Raw genomic sequence first — 19,768 nt, 5'->3', positions numbered from 1 at the left:
CATACTTTGTATGAAACTATCATTTCAGATTTTGCTTTTCTCTAACTATTTATTTGCACAAAAGAAAGCATGTCGCAAACAACATGCCTCCTTTAAACACACCACATTTTATCAACTTATCTCATCACAGCTTTTGTCTTTCCACCATTTGAGCGAACTTGCCATTTTTAGCCATAAGCTGTTCATAGGTTCCCATTTCATCAACACTTCCATCATCTATCATTATTATGCGATCACAATCTTTAATAGTAGAGAGTCGATGAGCTATTACTATTCTTGTGCACTTCAGTTCACTAAGGGAATCCGATACCACCTTCTGTGTAATGTTATCAAGTGCACTGGTCGCCTCATCAAACAAAAGAAGTTTGGGATTTCCCGCCAAAGCTCTGGCAATAATAATTCTTTGCTTCTGACCTCCTGATATACAGGATGCATTTTCATCCACGATTGTGTGCATCTTCATAGGCATGTTTTCAATATCATCAGCAATTCCGGCTTTTCTCGCCGCTTCCCAAGCCTCTTCCTCTGTCATTTGAGGATTAGCTATAGATATGTTTTTTAAAATAGTTCCCGAAAACAGTCGGCTGTCCTGCATGACAACGCCATAATTTCTGCGAAGAGACTTTTTATCTATGTTCTTAATATTTACTCCGTTTATATAGATACTACCAAGAGTGCACTGTTCAAATCCCAAAATGAGACGCATTATCGTGCTTTTTCCACAGCCGCTTTTTCCAACTATGGCAACGTACTCTCCCTCTTTTATACTAAGATTCAGGTTCTTTATTACAAGAGGCAGGTTTTCCGCATACTTAAAAGAAACATTATCAAACTCTATTCTGTTTGGCACCACATGCTCAAGCTCATTATTATCGCTTTCTTCAGGCTTCTCCTCAAAAAGTATCTCCAAAGATTTTAGTATAGGTACTACCAGTGCTGCATTAGGAACTGTGTCCTGAAGCTGGGTAAAAACTCCCGTGAGCATACCGTAAAGTGCAGTAAAAGCAATATAGTAATTCGTATACATCTGCATCTGATTTGCAGCAATGTAAGTAAAAAGAATTCCTATAAGTGAGACTGCATTTACCAGTACGTTACCATATACAACAATGAATCCGGGTCTGTACTCAGCTACTGCTTCCTGCTTAAATATCTTGAGCCACTGAGTATATAATCTCCTTTCAGAAGATGTTACTTTAAGGGTCTGGATACCATTCATCATAGAAACCAAAATAGCATTATCTTTGGTTGCATATTCAATCCTTCGGCCATTCACATCGCTCTTTTTCCTGATTATCAGAAATGTCAGGCCAATATTAAGTATTGTAGTCACAGATGCCACTACAAACAGATCTCCACCAAGATTATATATTTGGAAAATGTAAAAGATACTTAGAATAGTCATAAGACCGGTCGTAAAAACTCCGGTAATAAGACTCTCGCAAAGCATCGGGAATATCTGCATTCGCTTGGCTATGGCACCTGCTGAATGATTCTTGAAAAAATCTGTGGGGAGAGAAAGCATTCTTTCCATTGTCGCAGCCCTTGTGTCACGATCTACCTTCGAAGCCATTCTGTAGATCATCTGTGACTGGACAGTCCTGAAAAGTGTCACAGAAAGAGATGTACACACCATAAATACAAGATAAGCAATTATCGGAGTGGTGCTTTTATAATCATCAAGATTAAAGAACAAAGACCTGATAAGAAACGGGACTATAAGGCTCACAAGTATTGCAAATAGCCCAAGAACAATGGCCATAACGATATCAGAAACAAGCAAAGACTTCACCATGAACAGAAGAAGATCTTTTATACCAAGTTTCTTTTTCTCAAACTGGCGAAGGAAACAAATTCCTGTTCTATCAAACTTCTCTTCATTCTTTTTGGTAATCTTTACACTTTTTCCGCTTTTATAATCTACATAATGATAATTGCCTAATATGTTTGGAATAGCAGCATATATTTTCTTTTCATTGTCAGAAATGATCAATGGTCCCAAAGCATTTTTCGACCACCCTTTTTTTAGCTGAACCTCATGAATACTAAGACCTCTTTTATCAAAAAATCTGGTCAGACTATGTATTCTTTCTTCCTCAGTTTTACCACTGAACTCTTCCGGGTCAACTCTTCCAGCTTTCCCGCAATATAAAAGAATCTGCTCCACAACATCTGCTGTTACAGATGAAAGATAGTTCTTTCCAAAGCGCGAATATACCTTCTTACCTTCAACTACTTCAGTAAGACCCATGAGAGCGTCCGAAAGATTCTGCTCGTCTTCCTCTATTCTGTTAAACAGTAATTCAGTTTCCGTATTGAAACTTATTGTGCTCAATATAACACCTCACATCATCTGACCCTATAACTGTTAAACGCTTGTGACAAGACTTGCATAATATGGACAATGCTCCATCAGATACTCATGCCTGCCCCTGTCAACTATCACGCCCTTTTCAAGTACAATGATCTCATCGCAGTCACGTATAATAGATAAACGATGCGAAATTACCACTGTTGAAATATTCCTGTTATATATAGCTTTCATTACTTCGTATTCTGTCTCAGCATCCAGCGCTGCGGTTGCCTCATCAAGAATGAGGATCCTTGGATTTCTTGCAAGAATTCTTGCAATAGACATGCGCTGTCTCTGACCTCCGGAGAAATTGGCTCCTCTTTCTTTAAGCTCAGCACTATATCCACCTTCACGCGAAAGAATGTCCTTATGTATCTTTACATCCCTTGCAGCCAGGATAACATCATAGCTTTCAACCGTATCGTCATACATCCTGATATTATCTCCGATAGAACTCTCAAAAAAGGTAGTGTCCTGGGTAACATACCCTATACTTATGGCACGGATTTCTCTGGGAATATTCTCTATGTCAGTTCCATCAAGCATTATGCTCCCGCTCCATGGGGTCTGTAGTCCGGAAATAAGCTTAGCCACTGTACTCTTGCCACTTCCGGATCCGCCTACTATAGCTATGCTCTTACCTGCTTCAAGAACAAGTGAAAAATCCTTAAGAAGAGGCGGCAGCAACCTGTTGTAGCCAAAGGTTATATTTTTTAGTTCCAGTTTATCGCCAAGTTTGCGGTAGTTTTTCCCTTTCTCAATTTCATCCTCGCTGAGGTCATATTCCCTGCTATAGTGCATGACGTCCTGAACACGCTCTGTTTCAGTCTTCATCTCCAAAAATAATTTCGAGACATTTTCTACTGACTTGGCAGGTGCACTAAACGAGGAAAGATACGCATTAAAAGCAACCAGGATACCGATGGTCCAGTTCCCATGCATAACCCATATAGCGCCGATTATTATTACAATATTTGAAGTCAGCATCGAGATCATGTCCGGAATCTGACCAAATCTGATGGCAAGCTTTGACAGATTCATATTCTGCTCGGAGTAATCACCATAAATATCCGCCCAGCTCTGAAAAAAGTTATTCTCAACACCTGATGATTTTATGGTCTCGATCATTTCTATTCCGCTTAGTGTGGCAACATTTAATGCTGCCGTATTTTTAGCCATAACCCTTGTAATATTGGTTCTCTGATTAGAAATAGCTCTGGTGATAAAAAGATTGACCAGCACAGAAAAAATACCAATTCCAGCCAGCAAAGGGCTATAGCTCACCATCATAAGGGCATAGAACAAAAGCGACGCCACATCGAGGACTACCGGGGTAATATTATTTATTATATTGGTCGCAAGTTCCTGGTTTGAGTTATATCTTTCCAAAAGATCACCAGTCATTCTCTGTTCATAGAAACGACATGGCAGACTCATCAGATGCCACACAAAAGAAGTACAGGCAGTAATAGACATTTTGCCCTGAAGCTTTATCATATAAGCTGATTTTATCCACAGAGCAATAAGTTGTATCAAAACGAAATTAAGGTACATGGCATAAAAGAGCAGTCCCACTGTAACATCGGGCTTGACCAGTATCTGGTCCACAAAAAACCTGTCAATTCCCGGAAGGCACATCTTAACAAGTGTCAGAATAAGGGTGGTCAGAAGTATAAGAGCAACCATCTTTCTTGTGCCTTTAAGCTGATCTTTCACAAAATCAAAAACTGTGACCGGTCTGCCGTAAGGTTCAAATTTGTCGGTGGGACTAAGCGTCATGCAAAAGCCTGAATAAATATCAATAAAATCCTGCTCAGGCATTTTGATTATTCCTTTCGCCGGATTATTGATATATACAGCATTCTTCCTGAATCCATTTAAGACAACGAAATGTCCTCCTTCAACAAAAACAATACATGGAAAAGAAGCCCTCTCTTTAAGCCTGTTGTACTCAAGCTTAAATGCCTTGGCTTCAAATCCCTGATCCTGCGCCACAAGATACATATTTTTAAGATTTGACCCGTCCCTTGATACTCCGCAGTCCTCCCGGACCTTCTCCAGGGGAATATACCTCCCGTAATAGGCAAATATCATGGCAAGGCACGCCGCTCCACACTCTACTGCCTCCATCTGCATAACTATCGGGACTCTTGCAACTCCTTTCGTCAAAGGACCTTTAACTTGTTTTATTCCCATTCTCCACTCCTATAGTTAAGAATATACTCACCAGGAGTTATCTCTCGTTCGATTATCTTGACGTCTTCAACACCATCGTGAAGTACTTCTTCAAGCTTGATGTCCACTCTGTAATACACCTCATTATCTCTGATCATCATCGCCTGGATGTTATACTCACCAACATCCTCTGCAATGTCCCTTATATTCATTCCTTTGCCGTCAATTCTTACTACTGTTCCTTTAGTACTGTTGCATATTACCTTCATCCCCGGATGGATATCCATTGCATCTGCATATTCTACCCAGCACATGACATCATCATCGTCTACATAAGCCATTGTGGTAACTGATATTTCTATTTCTCCATATGCCGCCCAGTAAAAGAACCCTATAAGCAAAATAGTTATTGCAAGCAATATGCCCCACACAGAAGGTCTTACAGCGTGCATATATGCCCCAAGTTTTTCCGGTGACTTAAGGCGCACCTCTTCTCTTTTTTCACTCTCATTATTTATGTTCATATGCCAAGGCTCCTTTTAAGCAATAAAGCTTACGTTAACAGGGACTCTTTTTAGCTTGATACCACCATTTCCCTCACGCATCAACATGAGTCTGGTGTGCTCCTTCACTCTCTTTCCGTATTTTAAATAGGCCATGATATCGTTTTCAAAATCAATTACTACCACTTCTTTATTACCGGAAGCTGTGTAATCAAAAACTGCCTTTTCAAATCTAAAAATGTCTGACCAGCCATCGTTGTGCTCGTTATCCACAATTTTTTTAAGCACTATCTCAAGCTTATCGAGAAGCTCCCTTTGGGAAACCAGTTCATAGTACTTAAAAAACAGCATCTCAAAGTCATCTTCATACTGCTTATAAATTTCATGTATCTCATATTTATTCATGATCTGATACAAAGTCATGTAAAACCTGCCGGCAAACATGCCAAGTAACATCACCACAGCCTCAATATAGGGATACTTTACCCTCACCTCAGAATCAAAGGTGTAAAACTGAAGGAAAAGCTCTTTGTTCTGCTTTATGAGATCTTTGCATCTTTTTCCACAAACTGCCCTGTTTAAGATGCTCAAATCCACTTTTTCAAAGTCAAAATACACTCTGTCTGCGACTTTATCTGCTTCTTCTGTGGCAGGAAGCGGAAAGAATTTGTGAAGCTGTACAGTCGCTTTTCCTGTTAAAAAGACCTTTCTCAGCATTGTAAGTGTCTTTTCATAATCTTCGATGGTTTCATCAGGATAGCCATAGATAAAAGAAACTGTAGGAACAATCCCCTGCCCGATCATGAAAGTTATCATATCCATGGCATTATCAAGGTTAAGATTCTTTTTTATAACCTTCTGCATTCTCTCAGACCCGGTCTCAATGCCAAGGTATATTTCAAGGCACCCGGATTTTTTCATGAGCTCTATCAGCTCATGATCAAGTACATCTACTCTTGATGAGCATCTCCATACATATGGACTATTCTTTTCTATAAGTGCATTACAAAAGCTGACAAGATGCTTTCTGTTTGCAGTGAACAGATCGTGCTGAATGGAAAAACTGGTAAGCCCATACATCTCATGGTATTTATCCATTTCTTTTATGAGAACAGAAACCGGTTTAACACGAAACTGCCTTTTCCAAAATCTTGAAGTGGAGCAAAAAGTGCACTGATACGGGCATCCTCTTCCTCCCTCAAGTAGCACCCTCGCATCTTTATATTTGAGAACTCCTCCCAGATCGTACTGAGTGTAGTTAGTCAGCTCATCGTCTGTCAAAAGAGTTGCACAGGGATTTTGCTTTATTTCATTCCCTTGGCGGTAAGAAACCCCCGGAACAGATGAAAAGTCTCTTTTTCCAAAGATCTCATCCATAAGTGGCATTATGCTCTTTTCAGACTCGCCCAGGCATATGAGGTCAACAAAATCAAAGGTTTCAAGGCATTTTTTTGCAGTGAGTGTCGCGTGGGGACCGCCATAAAAAATAAAAATGTCGCTGTTTCTTTTCCTTATAACCTCTGATACCGCCACTACCAGATGAAATGTGTCACATATTGTATAAAAGCCAACAACTCCCGGGTTCTTTTTTAGGATGACCTCCGCCATTTCATCTATCAAAGCATCAGGATCTTTATCAATATCAAACTCCCCCCTTGCTATAAGCTGGTCGAAGCTTAAAATCTCTGTATCATATTTGGGGGAAATTATATTTTTTAATATGATCTGCCCGATATGCGGTGTGGCGTTTCCTGACTTTGTAAGTTCCATCCCATTTACAAATAAAACGTCCATTAGTCTCCCTTAATCCCATCCTGGGTCAACATGTTTTTGGTCATACTTTCTATAAGCATAAGTTCCTGACTTCTCCTTACCTTTTGAAGCTCTTCGTCCTGGGCCTCTTTTTTGGCAATAAGCATGGAATTTGTCAGGTCCACATGATCAAACCAGTTCTTTAGTGCCTGGTCCGATGCCCCGTCCATTACTCTGAATATCCGTTCATATATCTTTTCATCAAAGAACAACTCGATAAGACTTTTTATTGATTCCTTTTCTCTGCCGGACTGTTCCAAGCGAAGATACTGCAAAAGACACTGTTCCTGCCTTCCTTTTTCTCCCTCCAAAAAAGAGATTGCCCTCTTTTTGTCACCAGTCATTATCGCCAAAAGAGCCTTCAAAATACCAAAGGGCAATGGCATATCCCTCAAATCACTTCTCGCGCAGACGGCGGATGAATCATCTGTTATCGCAATAAGGATTTCTTTTGCAAGTTCCATGTCCTTTACTTCCGATAAAGAAGCCGCGTTGTGCACGATGTCTCTAATCTTGGAATTCTTAAGATTTCTTTTCCCGAATTTAAATGGAAGAATTGATATTCCGGGCACATAAATTCGAACTGAGTAAATCCCGGCATACTTATACTTTCTTATGTACACATCACCTGAAAGCTTTAAGAGAAGTTCGGTAAGATTCCGGGCCCATCCACAATTGCCCGTATCCTTCTCTTCCCAGCCTGTATATTCCCATGAAGGCTTCCCTGTAAAAAAAGAATCCGGAAGATCTGCACAGTCATTTCGAAATGAATCTGAGAGGTTCCTGAATCCCATAACATTGCCACTCTCCTGCGGCCAGGAAACCATGTGCTGTCTTGTTTTTAAACTGCTCCAACCCTGGGCCATTTCAGTAAGACATCTCTCCAGCGCAATCTCAAAGACCGGGTGTGATCCAAACCTTGAGGCATACATACTGCACTGTTTGTCTGCCATGATGACGTTGACTACAGGAAGCCCCTTTCCAAGAGATGCGTCACGAACTATAAGGCTGCACCCTGACTGTTTTTCTATATCAGCTATAAGATCTGCTAGATGGGGTGCTATCTTTCTTATCTCATCAATCGGAATCAGAGGCGGAGTCAGTTCTTTTAAAATAATCTCAAACTTGGCGTATCTTTCGATGATCTCGCACAAAGCCTGCGTTGCAGATTCTGCTTCGGTATTACCTGCAGCCATCCCATTACTTCCTGAAAGTATATTTAGCAGGTCCTCAGGCATATAGACCTGCTGCCCTGTTTTCACACTATAATATGGGACAAAAGAAACATCTTCCTGCCCCGTATATTCCCTGACAAATTCTTCTCTTGAAAGATCGTCAGCGTCACTTGAAGAATTCCGAAAATCCTTCGCAATATCCTCATTTTCCCAAATCTTAGCTGCAGGAAATCTCTCTTCATCAGGCCATCTTTTGATGTTCTCACTCCCAAGACTTGTCCTGTACAAAGCCCTGTTCTGAAGCCTCTCGGCAGCTTCACCATAGGCACTGGCCATGGCATACTCTCTGCTGGCGCCTTTTCCCCAGACCTGCCATTTGCAAACAGGGTCATACAAAAGGACACTGTAGAGCTCTTTTCCAGCCCCATACTCTCTGGTTTTAATCTCAATTCCAATGGATTCTAAGGCCTTTTTTACTATTTCTACGGTTTCACCCGGATCCCTTTCCTTGCCCTTACCAACCATCTTGTGTCACCCTTCCAACAGAACATCGCTCATAGCTCTTCCGCCGCCTACGACAGGCTCTTTAAACATAACCTTCATAGGCACCTTAAATATGGGACCGTCTACAGTGATTGAATGGTACTCGCCATCCTCCCCGCATATATCCATTTTCTTTTGCCTGAACTCTTCTATAAGCTCCTTGGTTATCTGCTTTCCTATATAAGACGGATCAAGATAATCTGTTTTAACGGCTTTAATTAAGAATTTATATCCTCTATCAAGAACCTCATTCAGTATGCTTTCTGATGATTCGTTCCACAAAGGACATACAAGCTCGATATTAAGGCGCTCAGCAAGATGTTTGTTCCAGGCAGCCACGTCTTCACGATAAATGTCGCCTGTGACCATGGCGTCAGCGTGATATTTTTCAATGGCATCTTTAAGGACATTGTACATATCGTCCTCGTTGTGGAGCTCAGCTGTTTCGCAAAATATAACAGGTATTCCCAAAAGCTCCTCATACTTCTCATAGACATCTTTTCTGATGCCATGATTGTAGTTAAAGCCTCTTCTTGTAACCGTAGTAAAAAGAGCTACCGGTTCATGCCCCTGCCTGATGAGTCTGTCGAGACATAAAGTACAATCTTTCCCTCCGCTGTAAGCCATTATGAATTTCATGTCATCCTCCTATTCAAGGGCTGCAAGGCTCTTTCCAAGCTGAACTGCTGCCTTTACTTTGCCTAGATACCCGTTTTTAAAATAAGTACAAAAGTACCTGTCTTTCCCATGAAGCTCAAAGTCTTCAATTCCTGCTATAATGCGGCATCCTCCCATGCAGGTCTTGAGATACTCACATTCTTTGCAATCATGGTTTGATCTGGCATGTTCCTTAAGTGTATACCCCATGAATCCTGCATATGCCGGCGATTTCATGGCTGCCTCAATTCCTCCATCTGATATTTTGCGCATTTTCTCTCTTTGTTCTTTATAACCTGCTACGCCTGCACAGGGAAGAAGTCTTCCATCTATGTACAAAAATGGAACTTTCTCTTCTTTTGCACACATTGCTTTATCACAGTCATCCACGTACATCTTAAAGCGCTCTACCGGTATGTCCCATATTCCATTCTGGCCATCCCCATAGAAATATGCACTAAGAAAGACCTTCATTTTTATCTTATCCACAAAATAAAATGGTATATACTCACAAAATGCATCTAAAACTTCAGTTGGCGTGAGACTCTCCAAAAGCTTTCCTTTTTGCGCATTGCCTGCCATTAAAAGAGGTGAGACTTTAAGAGAACTACATCCATGTTCTTCAAGAGTCTTTATACTTTCCCTTAAATTGCCTGCATTTCCTCTATAAAAGGTCATATCGCTTGCAGTATTAAAGCCTTCTTTTCTGCACAGATCAAAGGCTGCAAGTGTTTTTTCTTTAGCTCCCTTAAAATTCCTTACTACATCGTGAGTTTCATCACCGTCATAGCTGATACTAAAGGTGGTATCATTACCAAAATCCTTAAGCATCCCTAAAAGATCTTTTGTTATCAGCGCCCCGTTTGTGATTATTCCGGTCACTTTAATATTCGCATCATAAAGAGCTTTTAAAAGCTGCCCAAGATCTTTTCTGATAAGAGGCTCTCCTCCTGTCAGGATCACTTTTTTTATCCCATAATCCTTAAAATATTCAATATACGACAACAGACTGGAAATATCCGGCTCCATTCTGTTATCTTCACCGAGGTAACAATGACTGCAGTGGTAGTTGCAGTTGCCCGTTATCATCCATTGCACAACATCCACATTTCCCATCAGGCTATTCCTCTAATATCTTTAGAAGTTTCTCGTAGTAACCCTTTTTGTAAAAAGTACATGTTAAAGGCGCCGGAAGTTTTATATCAATATCGCAGTTCTCAAAGGTATATCCGTTTGCAACTGCCTTATAGAGCATTCCGCACACACGACAGTTTCCGCCATGGCACCTTTCTTCCCAGTCGCAGCCTTTACAGTCTTTTGAATGTTCTATTACTTCTTCCGCAGTCATTCTCATAATTTCCGAATAATGCGAATCATTAATGATGTCTCTAAGGGGTCTTTTTAGAATATTGGAATTCTCTCCAAGCCATCCTGTCTGAAGTGCAACGCCCTCGCAGCCATCACATGGGAATACCATTCCTGTAGATGATACATAAAGATCATTTATCGCTTTAAAGCACCAGGCAGAATTTTTGATATCCTCAGATTCATATCTGTATGGAGATCCGCTTTTTAGCGCCTCTGCTGTTATACCTTTTGTAAGTGTCGGGCCGTTAAACCAGACGATCTCAAGGTCTTTTTTATTCTCCTGTCTGATACTTGACATTACCTCAAGCATTACAGTCCAATAATCCTCTGCTGACAGGCTTCCATATCCGCTTCTTATCCACTTTGGGCCTTCACTGGTCCTTATGAAAAAGATAGATCGTATTCCCAGATCATAGAGATAGTGGGCAGTTTCAGGGAGTCTCTCTGCCGTCTTGGAATTCACATTGACATTGGCCTTCACCTCAAAGCCGCTATCCAGTGCAAATGCTATGGATTCCTCCGCTTTTTTTTGGGCTCCCTTATAATTTCGTATCCAGTCATGAGTTCCCACACCATCAAAACTTATTACAATCTGCGGATTTAAACTGTTTTCTTTAAGGCTTTTTACTATCCTTTCATCAAGAAACATTCCATTTGTGTAAAGGCGGAACATTTCCATATTCCTGTCTGCCATGGCCTTTATGATATCTGTAAAATCAGAGCGAAGAAGTGGCTCTCCTCCTGTTATTGTGAGCTTTCTGATACCACAGTCTTTATACTGGTCAAGAATATAAGTTATCTGGTCAAAAGAAAATTCAAAGGGAACTTTCCCATATTCGGTAGCGGAAAAGCAGTGGATACAGTTTAAATTGCACCTTCCTGTCACACTAAAAAAGCCGCGAGGAATACGCCTGTTATCAAAGTGCTTATACTTCTGCCAGGTTTCAATTTCTTTTGGTTTGTTCGTCTTTTCAAGGACTCCCATTTCCATATATTTTTTTATAACCTGCTCTTGCCTGCTGCCTTCTTCGATTTCAATATCAGTTACCCCATCGCATTTATTCAGAAGATCAAAGAGCGGATATGTAAGTCTGTATGGAAGCTCCAATTCTCCGGACTTTTCCAAAAGCATCAGGTCTTTTTGATAACCTCTCAGGCACCATGGTTGCTTTAAGTAAAAAAACATCTGCCCTCCCTAATGGATCACCTAAAGATCCTTTTGTATCTGCGTAGGTATTTTTTTAGAATATCCTGAGCTTCAAGCTGTGACATGGTAGAAAAAAGTGTCTCTTTATCCTCATCTGTTATATTCCCGATAAGGTCGTACCAGCTTCCTCCAAGCTCATCTTCTCCACTTTCCTTATATTTATTACCACATATATACGGAACAACCTCTTCAAAAGCCTCTTTAAAGGTCCCGCAAAAACCTTTATCCATAGTTCCGTAGGCGTGGTCGCTTTCAATGGCACATCCGCCACCGCAAACCATCATCATAGGGCAATCAGCGCAGTTCTCCAGTCTGTCTGCGGTCCGCCCCCTCCATTTCGGGAAATTAAGATCAAAACGAAAACGCTTTGCTTCAAGATCTGTGTAACCGACTGTGTATTCTTCCATGGAAACCACATCCCAGCAGGTATATAGTTTACCGTCAGGATCAACCACCAACATATCAGCCTCCGCGCCACAAGCTGCAGGGCGGAGCGGTGGATAGGTCTCTGCCGCAATGGCACCGCCAACTCTTCTTGTAATCTGGCCATACAGCATACAGTGCTGCAGAGCTGTTTTTTTATCCATTCCAAATGCCTTCATGGTCTCATACATTTCAAGATCAGTTATGGCATTATTCGGATCATCTTCAAAGCAGCCGATTGTAGCTTTGAAATACCAGTAGAAATTCGGATATTTTAAAAATCCTCTTTTTTCAAACTCCTTAGGGAGTTCCATTACACTCTCCAGATTAGATCTGTTTATATTAGTTCTAAGATGAACCCTCAGGCCCTTTTCAAGCACAAGGGAAATATTCTTCATTATTTTCTCATAACTGCCCTGACCACCGGCAAGAAAGCGCCTTTTATCATGAACTTCTTTAGGGCCGTCGACAGTTATCTGCAAAAAGTCAAACCAGTCAGGCTCCAATATATCTATGTACTGATCTAGGTCATATCCGTTTGTGACGCATATAAGCTTGATCTCTCTGTCATGGCAGGCGTTTATTATGTATTCCACCTGCTTTTTGTTGGTTCTAAGAAGTGGTTCGCCACCATATAAAAAGACATTCCTTATGTGCCTGCCTTGCCTTATATACTCATCAATCTGGTCGAATACCGCATCTAAAACTTCATCGCTCATTGAATGCCCAAGCCACTCATTACCCTTTTCAAGGCGTTTGCGCTCATAACAGTAATCGCATCTGAAATTACAGTTATAAGTTGGCATTATAACTAAATCCATAATGGCCCTGTAGGGCAAAAGCCACCAGCACCTGGTCAAAAGAGACGCATTTTTAAGCTCCTCCTCAGCTGACTCTTTTACAAGATGGCCTCTTTTCTTAAGTCTTTCAAAAAGCTCTTCATCCAGCCATTCTCCCCCTGACTTAATACTATCTATGCATGATAATGGAACGACATCATATGCTCCATAGACTCCGTTTGCTAAAAGAGCTTTTCCTTCCACTTCTTCAAGTGGCAGGATCATATCATACCTGCTCAAATGGTAATCTGCCATTCCAACCCCCACATACTAAGTAAACCCACATATTCATACATATGTGGGTTTAGCTTTATTTTTGATATTTACGATTCTTAAAAAATGCCAAGGCCAACGCAACCAAAAGATACTGCACCGGCACAAGGCTCGCCACCCGCAATCTTCTCTGCACTATCAAGACTGATTTCTTCACTTGAAAGTTGTGCAATGAATTTCTCTGCGTCTTCAATTGGAAGATCTATAGCTTCTTTTTTGCACATATCAACAACTTCCTGAGCCGTTTTGCAAGTAGCCAGCTTTTGAAAAAGCTCTTTTGACACTTTAATCTCGCTCATTTCAACACCTCTTACTCAGAAAAAAAATCAACACTGTGCACAGGCATTTCCACAACATGCTCCACCTGCAATATCTGTCATATCATCAACGCTAAGCTCTCCACTTGAAAGCTGTGCAAAATACTTCTCAGCATCTTCTTTTGAAAGATCTACTCCTTCAGCCTTTGCAAGCTCTAACAGCTCATCAACACTCTTACATTTTGCAGCTTTCTCAATCTGTTCTTTTGTAAAGTTCATAGCCATACCTCCTATAAAAAGAAACTACTTATTTACGGTTGAATGTTTATACGAATATTCTATTACGTGTGTAAAAAAGCTGTCAACAAAATGGTTTTTATTTATAAATATTTAATTTTTGGCGATTTTTAGTCTGTTCTGAGGGCATCGATTGGCTTGAGCTTTGCGGCCTTATAAGCCGGATTTATGCCAAAGAATATGCCAAGTACAACAGACGCTCCCGACACAAGCACCACCATTACAGGGTCTACCACAAATGGAAATCCTACGAGCATGCATGCCACATAGGATAAGCCAAGTCCAAGTGCCACACCTATGAGACCACCTATAAAAGTAAGCCTTGATGCATCCCCCAAAAACTGGAGCATGATATATCCCGTTCTTGCACCAATAGCCTTTCTTATTCCTATTTCCCTTGTTCTCTCCGTTACAGTAACAGTCATGATATTCATGACGCCAATTCCACCTACCACTATTGATATAGCCGCTATAACAGAACCTACATATTTTATGGCCTTGATTATCTTATCAAATCCACTCATGGTATCTTCTCTTGTTATGGTTATTGCCCCTTTTCCTCTTACCTCCAGCAAATTTTCTGCTATGGAAGAGAGTCTCTTAAGGGCATCATCAACACTGTCATGACCAAGGACCAGCTTACAGGAAGCAACGACCTGATCCGGATTTTTTCCCAAAAACTCGCTGGCTGTAGTGAAAGGCAAGTAGACAAAATAACAGTCTGTAGCTGCATTATCAAGGTCCCAGTCCGTACTTTCAGTAACTCCCACGACTGTCAGATTATATGACTTTTGTCCAATTGTAATTGGCAGTTCTTTTCCAACAACATTGGTATAGCCAAAGATATCTTTTGCTGTAACCTCTGGTATAACACAAACCCTGTTACACTCATAAATATCTTCAAAGCTGTAGTATCTTCCTACAATGAGCTTCATGGCATTTTCATATCCAAGCGCCTCACCATCACCAAAAAGATCTGCAGTCACATCTTTTCCTCTCTTGTTGACGGTCATGGCTGGTCCGCCCACAGCTTCAAGCATGTCTATTCCATATATATCACCGGCATATATATCCTCAAGCGTTTTTAAAACATCGCGTGTTATGAACTTGTCTGTTTTGGTCTGATCGACTTTTAAAATTATGCCTGCTGCCCTCTTATTAAGATCTGCCTTCATCTGGGCCTCATAGCCATCACTCACGATAAGCACAACCAAAACAGCTGTAATACCGATAACAATACCAAGTATAGTAAGTCCACCTCTTACTCGTGTATTTTTGACATCGCTCATGAGATTTCTAAGAGCATCTATGGGTTTCATTCCGGAAGCCTTAGCAGCAGGATATAAACCGAAGAAGACTCCTATTATGACAGAGAAAAGAGCTGCCATTACAATTTCCATCGGAGAAATAATAAATTTGAAACCGAGAAAGTTACAGCCAATCTTTGCCAGTGCAAGCCCAACACCAATTCCTAAGATTCCACCGAGCAAGGTCAAAAAAGCTGATTCTGCCAGAAACTGTATCATAACAGCTCCTGTCCTTGCACCTATGGATTTTCTGATACCTATCTCCCTTGTTCTCTCTGTAACTGAGACAAGCATAATGTTCATAACGCCGATTCCGCCTACCACCAATGAAATGATAGCTATCAGGATCATGAACACACGAGCGCTGTTCATGACACTGCCAAAAACATCGCTTAGTCCCTCATATACTCTAAGCGGAATCAGTTCTTTATCCCTTATCATATGGTTCTGGGCTATGACATTTCTTGCCTGTTCCGAAAGTTCTGAAAGGCGCTCAGGATGTGCATATACACTGACTCTGGTCAAAGCATCGGCATTGACGTTGTAATCTGCGCAGTAGGAGGTATATGGAACTTCAACAGATGCCATATATTCATCCCCCGGATCATCGAACATACTAAAAACTACTGAAGCAGTATTTTGTCTCAGTCCTACTACGGTATAAGTTGCAGACTTTGCACCAATAGTAATCTCAATTTCCATACCGATACAATTTCTGGTTCCAAATATCTTGTCAGCATCTGTATCGTTAATTACGCATATCCTTGCTGCATTGTCCACCTGCTGCTCAGTAAAATATGATCCGGCTGCCATTACAGGTCCTTGAGCATAAAGTCCCCCCTCTGATCTGCCGACGATAGCTGCCAGATAAGATCCTCTTTTTGTTTTGATCTTTACTGACTCATACTCAGGAGATAAAACGGGTGTGATGCCATATATATCCGGAACACGCTCTTTTACTTCCTTAAGATCCTCACGTGTTATTCTTTCTGTTGTTTTGTTGACATTCATTGAGATATCACCGGTATTAGGCATAACGCTATCCAGTTCTCTGACCAGAAAATCCGTCATACCATTTCCCATAGTGACTACTATGACCACAGATGCAATACCGATGATAATGCCAAGCATCGTCATCAGCGTACGAGTCTTGTTACTGATTAGTTGTTTAACAGCACTTTTAATAAACTCAAAAAACTCGCCCATTTTGCAATCTGCCTCTCTTAAGATGAAGATGCCGGCAAAATTACTTTCACCGGCATCACTATTGGATTAACAAGATTTCAAAATAATTATATCATTTTTTTGTATTAGTCGTTAGCATTTCCTTTGAAAATGACAATGCCCTTTTTCTTGAACTTCTTAGGAGCCTCAGTAGTTGTTGCTGCAGGCTTTGCAGCTTCTGCAGGCGCTGATGCTGCCTTTGGAGCAGCAGTCTTTTTAACAGGAGCAGCTTTCTTGGTAACTCCTGCTGCCTTTGCAACCTGATCTACAACTGAAGTTCTCTTTGGAGCAGGCTTTGAAGCCTTATCCTCAGCTTTTACCTTTGGTGCAGGTCTCTCTGCAGCTTTTGCAGCAGCTTCTGCCGCAACCTTAGCGGGATCCTGAAGCTTCATTGAAAGAGAAATTCTCTTTTTATCAAGCTCAACATCAAGAACCTGAACATCTACAATATCTCCTACGCTTACTGCCTCAAGAGGGTGTTTGATGTACTTGTCTGTGATGTGTGAGATATGAACAAGTCCATCCTGGTGAACACCTATATCTACGAAACATCCAAAGTCGATTACGTTTCTTACTGTTCCCTTAAGTACCATTCCCGGCTTTAAGTCCTTCATATCAAGGACGTCGCTTCTAAGGATTGGTGCAGGCATGTTCTCACGAGGGTCTCTTGATGGTTTTTCAAGCTCTGAGAGGATATCTGTAAGTGTGATCTCACCGATTCCAAGTTCCTCTGCAAGTTTCTTTTTATCTGACTCAGATACTTTCTTTGACAGTGATCCTGTTGCAGAAGCTGTATTTGAAGTATTCTCAGTTTCTTTTTCCTTCTTTGAATTTGAAACCTCAGCTTCTGTGACAGCAAGGTTACTTCCTGCAAGAGCTGCAGCAAGAGCCGCCCCCATAGCTGTGCTTGTATTTCTGATAACTACCTGCTTTGCTTTTTTCTGTGGCTTTGGCTTTTCTTCCTTTTTAGCTGCAGGCTTTTCAAGTGAAGCCTTGGCAGCGTTCTTCTGAGCCTGTCTTACATCATCAAATGTGATTCCAAGCTTATCCATGAGTTTTAATGTAGCATCATAGGATTCAGGATGAACACTTGTGGCATCGAGAGGGTTCTCACCGTCAGCGATCCTTAAGAAACCTGCACACTGCTCATATGCCTTAGGTCCGAGCTTTGGTACATTTAAAAGCTCTGCTCTGCTGTTAAACTTACCGTTTTCTTCTCTATATTCAACGATGTTCTTGGCAATAACTTTGCTGATACCTGAAATGTACTGAAGAAGTGGAGCTGATGCTGTGTTGAGGTCTACACCAACTTTGTTAACGCAGGTCTCTACTACACCTTCAAGAGCTTCTCCAAGTTTTTTCTGGTTCATGTCGTGCTGGTACTGACCAACACCGATTGACTTAGGATCGATCTTAACAAGCTCTGCCAAAGGATCCTGAAGTCTTCTGGCAATTGAAGCTGCGCTACGCTGTCCTACATCAAACTGTGGGAATTCCTCTGTAGCAAGCTTACTTGCTGAGTAAACTGAAGCACCTGCCTCACTTACGATAACGTACTGAACAGGCTTATCCAGCTCTTTTATCAACTCGACGATAACCTGCTCTGACTCTCTTGAAGCAGTACCGTTACCAACTGAAATAAGGTCAACGTCATATTTGTCGATGAGCTTTTTAAGCTCGACCTTGGCCTCCTCAACTTTGTTCTGAGGAGCTGTAGGGTAGATAACCTTTGTATCAAGGACCTTACCTGTTGCATCTACGATTGCGAGCTTGCAGCCTGTTCTGAAAGCAGGGTCCCAGCCAAGGACTGTCTTGCCGGCAATAGGTGGTGCCATAAGAAGCTGAGTGAGGTTTTTGCCAAATACGGAAATAGCGCCATCCTCAGCCTTTTCTGTGAGCTCGTTTCTGATATCACGCTCGATAGCAGGAGCAATAAGTCTTTCATATGCATCCTGGTTGATCTCTTTTATTACAGGAGTTGTGACAGGATTGTCGTTTTTGAGCATCTTTTTATCAAGGTACTGCAAGATCTGCTCTTCGGGTGCCTCAATCTTAACAACCAGGAACTTCTCTGCCTCTCCACGGTTAAGAGCAAGTACTCTGTGTCCGAGAACTTTTTTAACAGGCTCTTCGTAGTTGTAGTACATCTCATACACGCTCTGAGCCTTCTCATCCTTGGCCTTACTGGTAAGCACGCCCTGCTCCATTGTAGTTTCTCTTATGTATGTTCTGAAGTCAGCGTTATCAGAAACATCCTCAGCTATGATATCCATAGCTCCCTGAAGTGCCTCAGCAGGGTCATTGACTCCTTTTTCAGGGTCAACGAATGCAGCAGCCTCCTCCTGGAGCGGCTTTGTTGTTTCCTGCGCCAAAAGAATATTTGCAAGACCTTCAAGTCCCTTTTCTCTTGCGACGCTGGCTCTTGTCTTTCTCTTTGGTCTGTATGGAAGATAAAGATCCTCCAGAGCTACCATTGTTTCTGCAGCTATGATCTTGGCTTTGAGTTCGTCAGTCATCTTGCCCTGTTCTTCAATAGAAGCAAGCACCTGTTCTCTGCGCTCTTCAAGGCCTCTTAAATACTTAAGCCTTTCATCAAGATTACGAAGCTGCTCATCATTAAGTGAGCCCGTTACTTCCTTTCTGTAACGAGAAATGAATGGGATAGTGTTGCCTTCGTCAATAAGTTTGACAGCAGCCTCTACCTGCCACTTTTCCACGTTAAGTTCTTCTTTGATCTTTAATACAATATCCATACTTCCCTCGCTTATAAAAAGCTATTTAATAATAAATTTTTGCTGAAAATTCTATAAATCAGCACACTCCCCTATTATACCAAGCATTTTGCACTGTTTTCAAGACTTACATAAAGGCCCAAACATTGTAAAAAAGCGGTTAATATTGTATATTTAATGTATGAAATTATGTTCGCGAGGAGTTTTGTATGGGCGATAACGGGGATGATAAGTACTACTACAATAATTACAACTACAACAAGAGTCACAACCAGCTTGACAGCCACGTAAACATGGCCACTGTAGCTCTTGTTACAGGACTTATAGCTATTCCTCTTTGTTTTGTCATGAATATAGGCATCGTCCTTGGCGGAGTGGCAGTTGTCCTTGGCATTTTGTCTAAGGGTTCAGAAAAAAAGCTTCTTCCTCAGGCAAAGCGCGGAATTATATATGGAACTATCGGTATAGTTCTAGGTTACATTGTTTTTGTTTCATCTATGCATACTATTCTTACTGATCCTACCTACAGACAGCAGCTCAACCAGATGTCCGAGCAGATGAACGGTCAGAGTTTTGATGATCTGTTAAAAGAGCTGGGGCTAAGCGATCTGTAACAGTAAGAG

At 41.3% G+C, this 19,768-nt stretch carries 14 protein-coding genes; 1 reads left to right on the top strand and 13 read right to left on the bottom strand.

Going from position 1 to position 19,768, the window contains the following annotated elements; genetic code table 11:
- Positions 1 to 124 precede the first annotated feature (124 nt).
- From C4S54_RS02710 to C4S54_RS02650, 13 genes are all read right to left on the bottom strand, one after another.
- Complete coding sequence (locus C4S54_RS02710) at positions 125 to 2,335, bottom strand: ATP-binding cassette domain-containing protein (protein WP_103868165.1); 2,211 nt, start codon at positions 2,333 to 2,335, stop codon at positions 125 to 127.
- Between the two features lie 33 nt (positions 2,336 to 2,368).
- On the bottom strand, positions 2,369 to 4,549 hold the full coding sequence (locus tag C4S54_RS02705; protein WP_103868164.1) for a cysteine peptidase family C39 domain-containing protein: 2,181 nt from the start codon (positions 4,547 to 4,549) through the stop codon (positions 2,369 to 2,371).
- Positions 4,540 to 5,052, bottom strand: coding sequence for a hypothetical protein (locus tag C4S54_RS02700; RefSeq protein WP_103868163.1), 513 nt, complete (start codon positions 5,050 to 5,052; stop codon positions 4,540 to 4,542). Before C4S54_RS02700 ends, C4S54_RS02705 begins: the two co-directional genes overlap by 10 nt.
- Before the next feature lie 15 nt (positions 5,053 to 5,067).
- The gene (locus C4S54_RS02695; protein WP_103868162.1) at positions 5,068 to 6,825 is read right to left on the bottom strand and encodes a B12-binding domain-containing radical SAM protein; all 1,758 of its coding nucleotides are present in this window, start codon (positions 6,823 to 6,825) and stop codon (positions 5,068 to 5,070) included.
- Positions 6,825 to 8,543, bottom strand: coding sequence for a YcaO-like family protein (locus C4S54_RS02690; RefSeq protein ID WP_103868161.1), 1,719 nt, complete (start codon positions 8,541 to 8,543; stop codon positions 6,825 to 6,827). Before C4S54_RS02690 ends, C4S54_RS02695 begins: the two co-directional genes overlap by 1 nt.
- A gap of 6 nt (positions 8,544 to 8,549) precedes the next feature.
- The gene (locus C4S54_RS02685; RefSeq protein ID WP_103868160.1) at positions 8,550 to 9,200 is read right to left on the bottom strand and encodes an ATP-binding protein; all 651 of its coding nucleotides are present in this window, start codon (positions 9,198 to 9,200) and stop codon (positions 8,550 to 8,552) included.
- Positions 9,201 to 9,209: 9 nt separating this feature from the next.
- Positions 9,210 to 10,334 (bottom strand): radical SAM/SPASM domain-containing protein, encoded by a 1,125-nt coding sequence (locus C4S54_RS02680; protein ID WP_103868159.1) that lies wholly within the window; start codon positions 10,332 to 10,334, stop codon positions 9,210 to 9,212.
- Positions 10,335 to 10,338: 4 nt separating this feature from the next.
- On the bottom strand, positions 10,339 to 11,772 hold the full coding sequence (locus tag C4S54_RS02675; protein WP_103868158.1) for a radical SAM protein: 1,434 nt from the start codon (positions 11,770 to 11,772) through the stop codon (positions 10,339 to 10,341).
- A 17-nt stretch (positions 11,773 to 11,789) separates the two neighbouring features.
- Complete coding sequence (locus C4S54_RS02670) at positions 11,790 to 13,310, bottom strand: radical SAM/SPASM domain-containing protein (RefSeq protein ID WP_103868157.1); 1,521 nt, start codon at positions 13,308 to 13,310, stop codon at positions 11,790 to 11,792.
- A gap of 77 nt (positions 13,311 to 13,387) precedes the next feature.
- Positions 13,388 to 13,627 (bottom strand): hypothetical protein, encoded by a 240-nt coding sequence (locus C4S54_RS02665; RefSeq protein ID WP_103868156.1) that lies wholly within the window; start codon positions 13,625 to 13,627, stop codon positions 13,388 to 13,390.
- A 27-nt stretch (positions 13,628 to 13,654) separates the two neighbouring features.
- A complete protein-coding gene (locus C4S54_RS02660) occupies positions 13,655 to 13,864 on the bottom strand; it encodes a hypothetical protein (protein ID WP_103868155.1) in 210 nt (69 codons plus the stop codon).
- Between the two features lie 128 nt (positions 13,865 to 13,992).
- Complete coding sequence (locus C4S54_RS02655; protein ID WP_103868154.1) at positions 13,993 to 16,395, bottom strand: ABC transporter permease; 2,403 nt, start codon at positions 16,393 to 16,395, stop codon at positions 13,993 to 13,995.
- Positions 16,396 to 16,499: 104 nt separating this feature from the next.
- Complete coding sequence (locus C4S54_RS02650) at positions 16,500 to 19,166, bottom strand: Tex family protein (protein WP_103868153.1); 2,667 nt, start codon at positions 19,164 to 19,166, stop codon at positions 16,500 to 16,502.
- Between the two features lie 188 nt (positions 19,167 to 19,354).
- Between C4S54_RS02650 and C4S54_RS02645 the strand changes: the two genes are divergently transcribed.
- Positions 19,355 to 19,759 carry a DUF4190 domain-containing protein gene (locus C4S54_RS02645; RefSeq protein ID WP_103868152.1) on the top strand — a complete coding sequence of 135 codons (405 nt, stop codon included), beginning with the start codon at positions 19,355 to 19,357 and terminating at the stop codon, positions 19,757 to 19,759.
- Positions 19,760 to 19,768 lie beyond the last annotated feature (9 nt).

The organism is Butyrivibrio sp. Su6, from assembly GCF_900108105.1.
In the GTDB taxonomy this organism is placed as follows: domain Bacteria; phylum Bacillota; class Clostridia; order Lachnospirales; family Lachnospiraceae; genus Butyrivibrio.
The sequence above is the reverse complement of the archived record's forward strand: the minus strand, read 5'-3'. Positions and strand labels throughout refer to the sequence as shown.